Annotated in this window: 17 protein-coding genes; 3 read left to right on the top strand and 14 right to left on the bottom strand. The window is 39.2% G+C overall.

The genetic code is table 11. The features are described 5' to 3' along the window. The first annotated feature begins 174 nt into the window (after positions 1-174). Positions 175-309: a hypothetical protein gene (locus tag UYK_RS27590; RefSeq protein WP_268741951.1), complete on the top strand. Its 135-nt coding sequence runs from the start codon at positions 175-177 to the stop codon at positions 307-309. Between the two features lie 104 nt (positions 310-413). Here the strand turns inward: UYK_RS27590 and UYK_RS0117100 are convergent, their stop codons facing one another. The 5 genes from UYK_RS0117100 to UYK_RS0117120 all read right to left on the bottom strand — a co-directional run bounded on the left by UYK_RS0117100 (position 414) and on the right by UYK_RS0117120 (position 4,897). Then, entirely contained in the window at positions 414-1,016 is a 603-nt protein-coding gene (locus UYK_RS0117100) for a cytochrome c oxidase subunit 3 (RefSeq protein WP_009459193.1), read from the bottom strand. A gap of 101 nt (positions 1,017-1,117) precedes the next feature. Further along, a complete protein-coding gene (gene ctaD, locus UYK_RS0117105) occupies positions 1,118-2,788 on the bottom strand; it encodes a cytochrome c oxidase subunit I (RefSeq protein WP_009459194.1) in 1,671 nt (556 codons plus the stop codon). Between the two features lie 14 nt (positions 2,789-2,802). Then, positions 2,803-3,711 (bottom strand): cytochrome c oxidase subunit II, encoded by a 909-nt coding sequence (locus UYK_RS0117110; RefSeq protein ID WP_016871830.1) that lies wholly within the window; start codon positions 3,709-3,711, stop codon positions 2,803-2,805. Positions 3,712-3,791: 80 nt separating this feature from the next. Continuing rightward, on the bottom strand, positions 3,792-4,400 hold the full coding sequence (locus tag UYK_RS0117115; protein ID WP_016871831.1) for a DUF2231 domain-containing protein: 609 nt from the start codon (positions 4,398-4,400) through the stop codon (positions 3,792-3,794). Further along, the gene (locus UYK_RS0117120; protein WP_009459197.1) at positions 4,397-4,897 is read right to left on the bottom strand and encodes a DUF2231 domain-containing protein; all 501 of its coding nucleotides are present in this window, start codon (positions 4,895-4,897) and stop codon (positions 4,397-4,399) included. Before UYK_RS0117120 ends, UYK_RS0117115 begins: the two co-directional genes overlap by 4 nt. A gap of 734 nt (positions 4,898-5,631) precedes the next feature. On the opposite strand from UYK_RS0117120, the gene UYK_RS0117125 reads away from it, so the two are divergent. After that, complete coding sequence (locus UYK_RS0117125; RefSeq protein WP_009459198.1) at positions 5,632-6,108, top strand: hydrogenase maturation protease; 477 nt, start codon at positions 5,632-5,634, stop codon at positions 6,106-6,108. Between the two features lie 53 nt (positions 6,109-6,161). Here the strand turns inward: UYK_RS0117125 and UYK_RS0117130 are convergent, their stop codons facing one another. Together UYK_RS0117130 and UYK_RS0117135 are read right to left on the bottom strand one after the other, a co-directional pair. Further along, a complete protein-coding gene (locus UYK_RS0117130; RefSeq protein WP_009459199.1) occupies positions 6,162-6,530 on the bottom strand; it encodes a hypothetical protein in 369 nt (122 codons plus the stop codon). A 743-nt stretch (positions 6,531-7,273) separates the two neighbouring features. After that, positions 7,274-7,870 carry a CBS domain-containing protein gene (locus tag UYK_RS0117135; protein WP_009459200.1) on the bottom strand — a complete coding sequence of 199 codons (597 nt, stop codon included), beginning with the start codon at positions 7,868-7,870 and terminating at the stop codon, positions 7,274-7,276. 833 nt (positions 7,871-8,703) lie between these two features. On the opposite strand from UYK_RS0117135, the gene UYK_RS0117140 reads away from it, so the two are divergent. Further along, the gene (locus UYK_RS0117140; protein WP_009459201.1) at positions 8,704-8,913 is read left to right on the top strand and encodes a TOBE domain-containing protein; all 210 of its coding nucleotides are present in this window, start codon (positions 8,704-8,706) and stop codon (positions 8,911-8,913) included. An 81-nt stretch (positions 8,914-8,994) separates the two neighbouring features. Here the strand turns inward: UYK_RS0117140 and UYK_RS0117145 are convergent, their stop codons facing one another. The 7 genes from UYK_RS0117145 to UYK_RS0117175 all read right to left on the bottom strand — a co-directional run bounded on the left by UYK_RS0117145 (position 8,995) and on the right by UYK_RS0117175 (position 12,954). Continuing rightward, the gene (locus tag UYK_RS0117145) at positions 8,995-9,939 is read right to left on the bottom strand and encodes a heme o synthase (RefSeq protein ID WP_016871833.1); all 945 of its coding nucleotides are present in this window, start codon (positions 9,937-9,939) and stop codon (positions 8,995-8,997) included. Between the two features lie 263 nt (positions 9,940-10,202). Further along, the gene (locus UYK_RS0117150; protein ID WP_009459203.1) at positions 10,203-10,454 is read right to left on the bottom strand and encodes a FeoA family protein; all 252 of its coding nucleotides are present in this window, start codon (positions 10,452-10,454) and stop codon (positions 10,203-10,205) included. Between the two features lie 319 nt (positions 10,455-10,773). Next, positions 10,774-11,073 (bottom strand): 2Fe-2S iron-sulfur cluster-binding protein, encoded by a 300-nt coding sequence (locus tag UYK_RS0117155; RefSeq protein ID WP_009459204.1) that lies wholly within the window; start codon positions 11,071-11,073, stop codon positions 10,774-10,776. A 96-nt stretch (positions 11,074-11,169) separates the two neighbouring features. Continuing rightward, on the bottom strand, positions 11,170-11,541 hold the full coding sequence (locus tag UYK_RS0117160) for a HesB/IscA family protein (protein ID WP_009459205.1): 372 nt from the start codon (positions 11,539-11,541) through the stop codon (positions 11,170-11,172). A gap of 99 nt (positions 11,542-11,640) precedes the next feature. Then, positions 11,641-12,429, bottom strand: a complete 789-nt coding sequence (locus UYK_RS0117165; RefSeq protein WP_009459206.1) for a HesA/MoeB/ThiF family protein — start codon at positions 12,427-12,429, stop codon at positions 11,641-11,643. Between the two features lie 10 nt (positions 12,430-12,439). Then, a complete protein-coding gene (gene nifW / locus UYK_RS0117170; protein ID WP_009459207.1) occupies positions 12,440-12,757 on the bottom strand; it encodes a nitrogenase-stabilizing/protective protein NifW in 318 nt (105 codons plus the stop codon). Next, positions 12,754-12,954 (bottom strand): CCE_0567 family metalloprotein, encoded by a 201-nt coding sequence (locus UYK_RS0117175; protein WP_009459208.1) that lies wholly within the window; start codon positions 12,952-12,954, stop codon positions 12,754-12,756. Before UYK_RS0117175 ends, nifW begins: the two co-directional genes overlap by 4 nt. Between the last annotated feature and the right edge of the window lie 34 nt (positions 12,955-12,988).

The raw sequence follows: 12,988 nt of genomic DNA on the forward strand, positions 1-12,988 counted from the left end.
TAGTGAGCGCTTCAGCGCTCATTACGAAACTTTTTAAGGTTAAACTAGTGTTCTGCACTTAGTTTTGATGGATTGCAAGATCCCTGACTTTTTGGAAAAGTCAGGGATCTGACTATAAACTTACCAAAATTTCTATTTCCCAAATATTCTAATAAAGCGATCGCCGCAAATGCTGTGCATGAATTCAGTGAACCTTGGTCTCTAATTGGAGAAAACCATAGGCGACGAGCAGTCATATTATGGCACAACCGACCAGCTTTATGTAAAGTTGTGTATGGAGCGATCGCACTTAAAGCAAAACTGAAATAAACCGCTTGAGAGTATAACTATCCTCAAGACGGTTCATAGTTGATTTTGATTTTGAGGTGATCTCAATATCAGCTATAAAACATTAACTTTCTGACAATCTACATCTACTGCCAAATATAGAGAAGCACAAACAACACAATCCAAATCACATCAACAAAGTGCCAGAAAAGTGAAGTTGCACTCACACCAAAATGACCAGACTCAAAATTACCTGGAATAAAAGAACGCACCAAAATAATCAACTGTAATAGAATACCTGTAAAAACATGCAAACCGTGGAAACCAGTAAGCAGGTAGAACATTCCACCAAACGCGCCAGAAGTAAAACCAAACTCCAAACCTCTCCACTCAATCGCCTGTCCAACCAAAAAGTAAGTTCCCATCGCCATCGTTACCAACAAAAACAGGCGATATCTCCACAAATTGTGATTTTGTAAAGCACGTTCTGCCAAATAAATCACAAAACTACTAGCAACCAAAACCACCGTATTAACAGCAGGGGCTACCACTTCCAACCCATCAACTCCAGATGGTAACCAATTAGGAGTTGTGAGTTTATAAACAATATACCCTGCAAAAAAACTGAGAAAAATAACACTTTCAGATAGCAAAAACACGACGAAGCCAAACATTTTATTGCCTTCTTCATCGTGAGTATGCTCTGCGTGATGCAGATGCAACTCTTCTGAAATCATATAACCATCCATTCCTGAAATTCTCCTTACTCTCTTTCTCTTTCTTGGCGCTCTCTGCGTCTTGGCGGTTCAATAGTTATTTTTTACCGCCAAGTCGCCAAGAACGCCAAGTTTTAATAGTTATGGCTGTTAGTTTGAGCAACTAATGGTTCTGATTTTCCATATCCATAAGGCTCACTAATCACAACAGGAATCTCTGCAAAATTTTCTACAGGTGGTGGTGAAGAGACTTCCCATTCCAATCCAATAGCTTGCCAAGGATTAGCCGATGCTGGTTCGCCACCTATCCAAGCACTAATCATATTCAGAATAAAAGGTAGAGTAGACATACCTAACATAAATGCACCAACACTAGCAACAATATTCCATAACTCATACTCTGGAGTGTAGGAAGCCACTCTACGCAACATCCCTTGTAATCCTAAGGGATGCATGGGGAAGAAGTTGAGGTTAGTACCAATGAAAGCTAACCAAAAATGCAACTTACCCAAGCCTTCGTAGTACATTTTGCCTGTCATCTTGGGGAACCAGTGGTAGATGGCTGCATACATCCCCATAGTTACTGTCCCGTAAAGGACATAGTGGAAGTGACCAACGACAAAGTAGGTATTGTTGACGTGGACATCTACAGGGACAGAGGAAAGCATGATTCCTGTAATTCCGGCGAAGACAAACAACACCAATCCACCCAAAGCAAACAACATGGGTGTAGTGAGGCGCAGTTTACCGCCCCAAATTGTTGCTACCCAAGCAAATACTTTAATACCAGTAGGTACAGAGACAAACATGGTTGTCAGCATGAAAAGCATCCGCATCCAACCAGGAGTACCACTGACATACATGTGGTGTACCCAGACGATCGCACTGACTACGGCAATTAAGATTGAGGAAACAGCGACTACTTTATAACCAAATAAAGGTTTACGAGCGTAAACTGGGAATATCTCTGAGAAAATCCCAAAGATGGGCAGAATAATCACATACACAGCAGGGTGGGAGTAAAACCAGAAGTAGTGCTGGAACATGACTGGATTACCGCCATTGGCTGGGTTAAAAAAGCCAGTACCAACGGTGAGGTCAAGTAACAGCATGACTGCACCTGCTGTCAAGGCTGGGAGTCCGAAAAGTTGGATAATTTGAGCGCTGAATACAGCCCAAACGAATAGGGGCATTCTAAAGAAGGTCATGCCTGGGGCGCGCATCTTCACAATCGTAGTAACAAAGTTGACTGCTCCCATAATCGAAGACACACCAGAGATGGCTACTGCCAACAACCAGATGACTTGTCCGTTAATTAAGTTACCTGTGGGATTCTGGAGACTGACGGGTGGGTAAGACCACCAGCCGGCTTGAGCTGGGCCACCAGGGACAAAAAAGCTAGCCATCAATAGAATTCCCACGACTGGAACCATCCAAAAAGCGGCAGCGTTGAGGCGAGGAAATGCCATATCCCGCGCCCCAATCATTAGAGGTACAAGGTAGTTAGCTATACCAACTAGGGATGGAAATGTCCACAGGAACAGCATGACTGTACCATGCATGGTAAACATACCGTTGTACATGGTGCGGTCAATCAAATCTGATTCCGGGGTGATGAGTTCTCCCCGCAGTATCATTGCAAAGATACCGCCAACTAGGAAGAAGATAAATGAGGTAACAAGGTACTGGATACCAATGACCTTGTGGTCGGTGCTAAAGCTGAAGTATCGCTTCCAGTTATCGGGACTGGGGTGATGGGTTTGTTCACCTGCGATACCGATACTTTCAATAGTAATGTTGGTCATCGCTTTGTTTCCTTTTAGCCAGGATAATTAACCAGAGGAGGTGCAGCAGGGGCGACGGTTGTCCAGCCATCTGCTTGAGCGTATTCAGAAACTGCCTGATTTTTGGCTGGAGAAGGTTTGCGGGTTGCAGCTTTGGTCAGCCACTGCTGGTAATCTTCTGGTGATTCAACTACAACATCGGCTTGCATGGTTGCAAAATATGTACCACTGTATTGAGAATCAGTGAGTTGATATTTACCCAGCCGGATGGGAGTGAATTCAAAGTCTATAGTTTGGTTGGGAACTATGTCTTGTTTGAGGCGAAAGGCTGGTACGTATAAGCCATGCAGAACGTCTTCAGATTGTAATGCTAAACGCACTCTTTTGTTAGCAGGTAGGTGCAGTTCGCTACTAGTAACATTCTTTTCTGGATAGTGGAAGACCCAAGCCCATTGTTTGGCAAGGACGTCGATTTTTTCTATGGGTTCAGTGGTGGTGTCAACAGGTGCGTCTTTTGGTGCTGCATAAGCTGATTCCATCCCCATCGGCATATGGAAGTGGACGTGTTCATTTGGCCCTTGAATTCCCATTTGTTCGTAGATTTGGTAGCTGTAACCAGCAATCCACAGCACCAGCATAATCGGGATGGCTGTCCAGACGACTTCGAGGGTGATATTTCCTTCGATGGGTGGACCATCAGCAATTTCACCTTTTTTCGCTCGATGGAAAATTACGGAATACATCAGAGTTCCGGTGACACCCAGGAAGATAAAAGCTCCGAGTGTTACCAAGAAGCTAATCAAATCATCAACGAGTCGCGATTCCGCAGCCGCTTGGGGAGGAAGCCAGGAGTAAGCTTGTTTCCCAATCCAGAGACTGGTAGTTGTGAGTGCGATCGCACTCGTTGCAAAGGTGAGAATTTTGAGTAATTTCTGGATTTTCATAGCAATACAAGAGTTGGTTGTTAGTTGTTGATGGTTGGTTGGTGGTTATTGCTTGACTGCTAACCACTAACTACTAACCACTAACCTTTTATAATTGCGTTGAGGTCTTGACCGACTCTGAGCAATTGATCGGCGGTGTTGTGTATGCCGAATTCCGCAGCCATTTGCGCTCCCAAAGTACCGTGGATATACATCACAAACATGATTGCCATTCCGACAGCGAGATAACTCAGCTGCACTTGTCTATCTTCGTCTTTGCGCCAAATAAAGCGCTGGAATCCGCGCCAAACAGTCATACCAACGATTAGCGCTAAGAGTAAAACACCACCCACACCATGCCACAGCATTGTTTCCATTGCTTGCATACCCCAGGCACTTTTAACATCCACTGGTGCTTCTGCAAGCATGATTTCGTAAAAGCCTGCTGCTACTGTAAAAAAAGTGATAATGGCTGAAGCCAGCATGTTATACCAGCCAACATCAAAGAAGTTCGCGCGTTCAACTGGTAATGCTAAATATTTGTAGACGAATTTATGTAGAGGGAAAAATACACCGACAATATCAAAGAGAATCCCAATGATGAACAGACCCAAGGTCAGATGAACTAAGTTGGGATGAATAGGAATGGTGTAAGGTAGTCCGTTTGCGCCTAGTTTAGCCCCCAATTGATCAATCAGTTCTGCGTTCATCGCAAAATACCATCCTTTACTGCTTCAACTACTGGTACTGTGTGCAGTCCATACACCCAAACAAGTTGATCTCCCAGATACACTTGCATACCAACGATGGTCACTAGTAGTAGTCCTACTCCTAAATATCCAATGGGTAATTTCTGGGGGTTGCGCGTACGAATTACATAACGCCAAGCTGTGATTGCAGCAATAATTCCTGAAAGTGACCAGCCAATCAGAGTATGCATATTCAGTACTGACTTTGCTAGGTGATAAGGCTTTGCCAAACCTGCTTCAAACTGACCAAAAATGATCGCCACAAAGATGGCGACGGTAGCAAGACACATATTCCACCAGCTGACCTCGAATAGCCGGGAATTGCGGGTAAAATAACCTATCACATCACAGCAGAAGGCAAACAACACCATTGCTATGACAAAGTGAACAACAATTGGATGAATCGTATCTGGATAGGGTAGATTGTGGTCGTTCAAACGCGTTAGATACTCAAGCATAAAATTCTCCTGGGTATATCTGCTGCATATAAGCTCAAGTTCCAAGATTGGCATTTCAAAATATCATTACCAGCATTCATACCTAACCAATTTGGTTATAATTTCTGTGCGGCGAAATCTGGTTAATTAAGAGTTAGCTTGGTTGTAGAATAGGATGAATTTAGTATAACTTTTAGACTCAAAACTTAATAATTAGCATACAACGATAATATTCTTAAACAAAGCTAAAAAATGTATTTTTTAATCAGAATTGTAATTGCTAAATGTGAATAGTGAACTATTATTAATAATGCATTAATATAAAAATTTTGCGAGTTAATAAAAGTATTTTTCAGTAATTTTTATTAAAAATAATGGTATAATACGAATTAGATTTTATTGCTTTTCTTAGGAAAATAACACACCTATAAGCTTTCTCTGATTTTCTGGCATTGCATAAAATGGGGATGTAGACGCCTAGCGGCTTGCCGCAGGGTAGAATGAACCGCCAAGACTCCAAGAACGCCAAGAATTAAGTTTTTTCATTGATAGAGGAAATAAACTCATCCCGCTTTCTCTGCAATGGCGATTTTCTCATAGGTCACTCCAGGTCAGTCGGCTCTAACACAGTGTTAGCTTGCTCAACGTTTGTTATAGTGCTGAAAGAGTTTTGGAAAAGATAATGCATTAGACTTGTTTTGCCTAATGCACCCAACTGACTTTAAGAACAACGAATAGCAAATGACAAATGATAAATGAGAATTGACAAACGACAAATAACTATTATTGGTTGCGGAAATGTTAACCGCAGTGATGATGCTGTGGGTGTCATAGTCGCTCAACGCCTACAGCAATATCTTGCGGAACATCCCCATCCTCATGTGCAAGTTTATGATTGTGGTACTGCTGGTATGGAAGTGATGTTTCAAGCAAGAGGTTGTAAGCAGTTAATTATTATTGATGCAAGTACAACAGGTTCCGAACCGGGTGCTGTATTTAAAGTTCCAGGAAAAGAACTAGAGACCCTGCCAGAAGCAAGTTATAATTTGCATGATTTTCGTTGGGATAATGCTTTAGCCGCAGGCAGAAAAATCTTTCAGAATGATTTTCCCCAAGAGGTGATAGTTTATTTAATTGAAGCGGCGAATCTTGATTTTGGTTGGGAGTTGAGTCCTGCTGTTAAAGATTCTGCCGACTTGGTTTTTGCAGAAATTAAGGCAATGATTGAATAGGGGGTTAGTGGTTAGTAGTTAGTGTCTATCGATCAACAAACAACTAAGAACCACTACGCCATATCCCGATAAACCGATAACTCATCTACTCTCATCTCAAAAGGCATTCCCTCTTTTTTGGGCGGACAAATGCGAATTTTGGCGCTACTAATAATGTTGCCTAACACTGCTGCCATTGGCACGATTTTTTGCAGAACACGCCAGTTAGTAATTTGGTCGGGACATTCGACTACTAAAGTCAAAGTATTCGCATGACTAAGAATGTACCAACGACAACTAGATAATAAGTTTTGAATAGTGCGATCGCAAGCATTAAAAAAATAACTACTAATAGAATTTTCTAGTTGTTGGCGCAATATAATGTCTGCTGAAGTTAGCTGAAGAGGGTGAAAATCATCCTTTGGTAAAAATTCCTTATTCATCTCCTTCTCTCTTAATGACTATATAGAATTTACACTCACAATGGTTGAAATTACGGTTTTTATTACTCTCAACGGTTACATTAAAACCTCCAGTCATTCTAGATGGCAAGAGTAAATATATTAAAATTAACGTGAGTTTTAAGGGTATAGATTTACCTCTCGTTAAACCATTTTCATGGTCTGAGAGACTAACAGACCTAATTTTTGACTATTCCATTCCTATGTTGTAGGAGTAGGAGAGCGGAGGGAGGGGTTCGTTGTACTGACGTTAAAATTAAAATTTATTTTAGATTTGTGTCTGGATTAAGGCTGAAGCAGCAAGTTTACATAGATTATTGATGTTTTCTATCTACAAAGCAATACTTCAGGCTTCTATAGTTCCAGCTAGATTTATAATAAACACAAATAATTAAAAAAAAGAATCCATTGATACTATTGCTGGGTAAAATAATGATCTCCAAGTTAATATCAATGGATTTTTATATCTATGTTAGAAAATAATTCTCAAGTTCTAAATCATAAAAGTAAACTGCTACACTGTCTATTTTTGAAAACCACACCTTAATAGGCTCAGTCAAGAGCCTTTTGCTTATAAAAACTGACTATTAATTTATAAAAATAGTTTTGAGAAAATTTATCAAAGATAATTACACTAAAAGCTTATTAATAAAGTAAATCTTAAATTTTTAGGGTGCGTTACACCGCGTTAACGCACCTCATAATAGCTACATAGTTTCTATTTATTAACCTACGCTCACTGGATGACATCCATTAGAGAATAGTTGTCTTGCTGGTTTTTCTGGCTTGGGTGCGCCATAAAAACATGCTTCTGCTTCGAGTTCGTCTACAAAATCCCAAGCTTCTACAGCTTTTTTGGAATCCGCACCGTAGTTACTGGAAATTGAGCGAGCATTTGATATGGCTTTTTGGAGTTCTTTTTGCAAGAAAGCTAATTTGGGTTTTTCCAGGAAGTCACCTTTGGTAATAATGTCGGTAACAGAAATAATGCCAAGTAATTCACCTTGAATGACAGGCGCACGCCAAACACCCGTATTAGCAAATAGTCGTGCTACGTATTCTACATCAAGATCGGGATTGACGACGATGCAAGGCTTACTCATGATTTCGTAGACGTGTACCTTTTTGGGATCTTTTCCATAAGCAACCACCTTAGATACAATATCTGTCTCAGTCACAATACCGTATGCATCTGCGTCATTTCGAGGTTCTACAATCAACGCCCGTAATTCTTTGAGCCTCATGAGTTTGACTGCTTCTGCTACAGTAGCCGAACCACGAATAGTAGCTACATCTTGAGTCATAATATGCTTGGCTCTCATAATTTCTGCTCCTTTTCCTTTATGCAAGGAAATTGATTCTGTGATTCTTTCCTAGCTGGGTGAGCGTCGAAGATACACGCCTTGTCTAAATAATTAGGTTAAATTGTAATTCCTGAAAATCACTGCTGTAAAAAGTGATTACTACTAAATTTAGTCAATCTTTGTTTTATGATTTCTAAATTACTTTGACTTTTTTAGAATAAGATTTACGCCTTCGCCCATCATTAATTATCTGAAATATATTTTGATTTCTCTAGGTTGAGAATTTAGTCAAAGTTTAGAAAATCATTAATTGAGAGAGCGTAATTACTTTTCACTACTGAATATTTCGATCTTCAGGAAACAATTTATCCTACATTTATATCTTATATTGATCACAAAATAAAGCAAGAGATTAGTTATAAAACTTTGCACTAATATTAGTTAATAGAACATTAATAAAAACTAAATTTCAGATAGATATTGTCATTTTTATAGTAAGTAGTCATTCCTGATTTAAATGATATTTAGATATGTTTATTGTCAATAATAGATTATCAAAATTGTTATATTATTGATATTTTATGTCATTGTCCCCTTCAGTATAAACCTCGCAATATTGAATTTTGCAAAAGTTTGCTAATTGGCATAACAGCTACCGAAGAACCAAAGGTTTACAGTCACATTAACATAGGAGAATATCCTTGATAAAAGTAAATTTGAGCAAAAGTAATAACATATCTAGGAGTTAAATAAGTATAAAAAAATATCTTCTAAAAAAAATCTAAAGAAATACATACTAATTTTCTTAAATAGATAACATAAGTTAGGAAAATAATCGAAGATACAAAAAGATGAAAATCAGCGCTCGTAATACCCTAAAAGCTACTGTGAAAAAAGTCGTACCAGGATCTGTAAACACCGAAGTGACATTAGAATTAGCACCTGGAGTAGAGGTAACTGCTATTATTACAAAAGCTTCAGCAGATAGTTTGCAGCTAGCTGAAGGTAAAGAAGCTTATGCAGTTGTAAAAGCAACAGATGTGATGGTTGCTGTTGATTAAAAAACTATTTAGTTCTTTGTTGGTGGTTGGTGGTTGATTGTAGGAGCAAACAACTAACAACAACCAACAAAAAAACACAATTCAATTAACTAATTTCATCATTGCTTGAATAAAATTGTGGGTAATTGATAAACTATCAACTACCATAGCAGCACACAACAACATCATGTAAAGAATAGAGTAAAGAAAAAGCGATCGCGCTGATTGTTTATTCTCTGAATCTTGCAAAAGCGCCCAGGCTTTTTTAATAAAAATAGCTCCCATAATAAAGGCTATACAGCCATAGACAGTACCTACTGCTTGTAGAGGATAGATCAACAAAAATGTAGCAGGGACAAGAATTAAAGTATATACCCAAATTTGCCGGGCAGCTGTGATATTATCAGTAACCACAGGCAGCATGGGTACACCTACCTTGGCATAATCTTCGCTAATCATCAAGGCTAACGCCCAAAAATGGGGAGGTGTCCATAAAAAAACGATCGCAAATAATAACCACGCTGTCCAACTCAGTGTACCTGTAACCGCAGCCCAACCCACCAACACAGGAACAGCTCCAGCAGCACCACCAATGACAATGTTCAGTGAAGTATGGCGTTTGAGTAAATGAGTGTAGACGCCTACATAAAATAAAATCCCCGACATTGCTAGTAAAGCACTGAGCAAATTTACAAATACTGTCAACAATGTAAAAGAAATACAAGCTAAAGCGATCGCAAATATTAAAGCATGATTAGGTTGGACACGACCAGAAGGTAAAGGACGATGGCGCGTGCGTTCCATTTCATAATCAATATCGCGATCGTAGACGCAATTAAAAGTTTGAGCGCTAGCAGCAGCAAAAGTACCACCAGCCAAAGTTACTAGTAGCAATATTGGATCTAATTTCCCCTCAGATGCGATCGACATACTAGCAACTGTCGTAATCAATAGCAAAGGAATAATTCGAGGTTTTGTTAATTGATAGTAACTCTGAACGACTTGTAAAAAGTTGTGATAGTGGCGCGTGACGGTATTCCCTGTCATATTTTTACTATTAAATGGGGCGTGGGGTGTAAGGGTGTAGGAAAAGTTATATTTCCATATTTGCTTGTGGAGATTTTCCCGTGATTGACTGTCTTGAAAATATAGTAGAAGGCATATCTGCATATTTTTCAGTCCGTTTTAACGGACTTTAGCTATAAGCCTGGAACTTTAGTTCCAGGCATACTCAAATTGAGGTGCAATATCTAAATATTCTAAAAATAATTAAAAATCAACCAATAACCTAATTCATAACAAACATATAATTACCTATTCACAATTCGGACATAAATGTTACGAGCAATTTCCTTACTAATCTTTATTCTTCCTTGCCTGAGGTTGATCACAACATTAGGAAATTGCTGTTCTACAGTAAAGTATGTTCCTGGAGTTAGACCTAAAGATATCACTTGATTTAGAATCTTTTCGTCCTGAGTGTTACAGAATTGAATAATTCCTTGCTCTCCTATTTTCAGTAATTCTAATGAAGAACCAGTGACATTGAAACCGTTAAACATTTAGTAGTTAGTGGTTAATTGTTGGTTGTTGTAGAGACGTGCCATGGCACGTCTGGTACATTGGTTAGTGGTTAGTAGTGTTTAAATACTAGATATTTAAGTTAGTTGTAAAATAAAACTAAAGAATAAACCAACATCTATAAAATTACGTTATCTTATAATTAAGAACAATATTTGAAAAATAATTGCTATAAACTACTTACTTCAGTCAGTATAAAATCCTTATTCTTCATTAATAAAGAAGTCATAGCTGTGTAATAGCTATGACCTCAAGAATAGCTAAGGAAAGAAAAATAAAAGGGAGAAAAAAATGAGAGGTTTAAACAAGATAAGGTTCTTGATGTGTTTTAATTGTGCAATTAGAACGGGGATAGGTAACGCAAAGTAATGCGAATCCTTTAGAAATCTGCTCATCATCTAAAAAGATTTGCTCAGATTGATCTACTTCGCCTTCAACTACCTTACCAACACAGCTAGAGCAAGAACCAGAGTGGCAAGAGAAGGGTAATTCAATACCATTTTCTTCTGCTGCATCTAAGATAGTAGTATCTTCATCAACTTCAATTGTGGCGTCAAGGTCTTCTTTTTTGTTGATTAATCTTACTTGGTAGGTAGCCATTTTTGTGTTCTCCTCAAAAAAACTTGGTTGTTAGTTGTTAGTTGATAGTTGTTCGTTCCAAACAACAAGCAACAAAGAACAAGCAACATTTATTAATTAGCTGCAAGGTACACCTGCTGATGAGCAATCACTCGTTTTAAATGATTTGCCGCAACCGCAAGTTTCTGTTGCATTGGGGTTGATAAATTTGAAGCCACCTTCCATTACACCGTCGATAAAATCTATGACGATTCCTTCAAGTAATGGCGCGCTTTTAGCATCAACGTAAAGGATTACTTTACCTTGCTGGATAACTAGATCGTCTGGTTTTGGTTGACTGGTGACATCCATGGCATATTCATAACCACTGCAACCACCATCTTTAACAGATATACGGATACCTTTTGTCGCGCCATTGGCATCAGGAGCAGAACCTGCCAAAAATGCCCGTAGACGAAATTCTGCTTTTTCTGTCAAAGTAACAGTCATTAGACCTCCTGACTTTTAAAAATTAGTTGTTTGTTGGTAGTTGGTAGTTGATTGTTAGTTGTTCCAAACAACAAAGAACAAACAACAAACAACAATTTACTAATGACTAATGACTGTGGATTTTGATTGCAAGTATCTCCAAGGTGCATCGTTACCGCATACTGGACAGCAGCGATCGCGATAAGAACGGCGCTTAGCAAATTCCATGCGGGTCAAATCCATCGTCAGTAGTTGCGATAACAAAGGTTGACTATAACCAGTGATCAGCTTGATTGCTTCCAAAGCCGTCAAACAAGCAAGAGTACCCGATACAGCACCTAAAACTGCAAACCCACGTCTATCCCAGTCTGGTTTTTCTGGAAATAGGCAAGATAAACAAGGTGTCACACCAGGAATAATCGTAGTCAGGTAAGCCTCCATCCCGTCCATTGCTGCTTCTACCATTGGCTTACGCCAACGTACACAAGCTGCATTTAGCAAATCGCGTTCCGTAAAATTATGGGCGCAGTCTAGTGCCATATCAGCAGATTGCACCAAGGAGTCTACATTCTCCTGATTAATATATTCATGAACCGCTTCCACCTTGACATCAGGATTGATGGCTTCGAGAGTTTCCTTTGCCTTGAAAACTCTTGGCTGACCAACCCAATCGTGCGTCATCAAAATTTGACGATTCATATCATCTAGTCGCAAGTCACCACCCCGGACTAGGATCAGCCGACCAACACCTGCTACTGCTAGGTAAAGCGCTGCTGTACCACCTAATCCTCCCACACCCGTCACCAGAACAGTTGCTGACTTGAGACGCTTCTGCGCTACTTCGCCAAAATTTGGGAGCATCATTTGGCGACGGTAACGTTCTAACTCGGTAGGCGTTAGGTCTATCACTTTTTACCTCCTAATCAGAAGTGATTTCTGTCAGCGTGACTACATTTTTAGGCTTCTGTTTAAATACTTTGAACAGCTTTTGTTCTTGAGGTGTGGATTCCAGAAAAACCTGATAAGCTTTTTGCAAAGCCTCACAATATTTATTTAATCTCTCTTCTACACTCAAGTCAGTATAATTCTCATCAATTTCTTGAATAGATTGAGAGAATTTTTTCAAAATATGTAGGCGATTTACACTTACAACTTTTTGGTCATAAGGTAAACCAAAAAAATCAAAATATTCCTCTGCTTGTGTGAGCTTTTGGAATTTACTCCAATCTTCGCTCATTGCTTTTGCTCCATAATTTTTAGTTGTTGTTTTAGTTCATCCATCTGGCGATAAATTTCATAAGTTGCAGCAGCTACATCCATGATTTTTTGATAATCTGTTGGTAGTCCCTCTGCCAAATCATGCAGATCCATTTTCATTTGACCTGCTTTACTGTTGAGGCGTTTGATTTGAGTTTTTAATTCTTCAATGTTCATTTGTTGGTGGTTATTCTTGACAATAGACCATTGA

The organism is Fischerella thermalis PCC 7521 (assembly GCF_000317225.1).
Taxonomy (GTDB): Bacteria; Cyanobacteriota; Cyanobacteriia; order Cyanobacteriales; family Nostocaceae; genus Fischerella; species Fischerella thermalis.

Bases quoted from the DNA above. Each gene is read 5' to 3' on its own strand.
- UYK_RS0117120 (WP_009459197.1), bottom strand. From the start codon at position 4,897: ATGCTTGAGTATCTAACGCGTTTGAACGACCACAATCTACCCTATCCA.
- UYK_RS0117130 (WP_009459199.1), bottom strand. From the start codon at position 6,530: ATGAATAAGGAATTTTTACCAAAGGATGATTTTCACCCTCTTCAGCTA.
- UYK_RS0117155 (WP_009459204.1), bottom strand. From the start codon at position 11,073: ATGGCTACCTACCAAGTAAGATTAATCAACAAAAAAGAAGACCTTGAC.
- UYK_RS0117110 (WP_016871830.1), bottom strand. From the start codon at position 3,711: ATGAAAATCCAGAAATTACTCAAAATTCTCACCTTTGCAACGAGTGCG.
- UYK_RS0117100 (WP_009459193.1), bottom strand. From the start codon at position 1,016: ATGGATGGTTATATGATTTCAGAAGAGTTGCATCTGCATCACGCAGAG.
- UYK_RS0117150 (WP_009459203.1), bottom strand. From the start codon at position 10,454: ATGTTTAACGGTTTCAATGTCACTGGTTCTTCATTAGAATTACTGAAA.
- UYK_RS0117175 (WP_009459208.1), bottom strand. From the start codon at position 12,954: ATGAACATTGAAGAATTAAAAACTCAAATCAAACGCCTCAACAGTAAA.
- UYK_RS0117135 (WP_009459200.1), bottom strand. From the start codon at position 7,870: ATGAGAGCCAAGCATATTATGACTCAAGATGTAGCTACTATTCGTGGT.
- UYK_RS0117140 (WP_009459201.1), top strand. From the start codon at position 8,704: ATGAAAATCAGCGCTCGTAATACCCTAAAAGCTACTGTGAAAAAAGTC.
- UYK_RS0117160 (WP_009459205.1), bottom strand. From the start codon at position 11,541: ATGACTGTTACTTTGACAGAAAAAGCAGAATTTCGTCTACGGGCATTT.
- UYK_RS0117125 (WP_009459198.1), top strand. From the start codon at position 5,632: ATGAGAATTGACAAACGACAAATAACTATTATTGGTTGCGGAAATGTT.
- nifW (WP_009459207.1), bottom strand. From the start codon at position 12,757: ATGAGCGAAGATTGGAGTAAATTCCAAAAGCTCACACAAGCAGAGGAA.
- UYK_RS0117115 (WP_016871831.1), bottom strand. From the start codon at position 4,400: ATGAACGCAGAACTGATTGATCAATTGGGGGCTAAACTAGGCGCAAAC.
- ctaD (WP_009459194.1), bottom strand. From the start codon at position 2,788: ATGACCAACATTACTATTGAAAGTATCGGTATCGCAGGTGAACAAACC.
- UYK_RS0117145 (WP_016871833.1), bottom strand. From the start codon at position 9,939: ATGACAGGGAATACCGTCACGCGCCACTATCACAACTTTTTACAAGTC.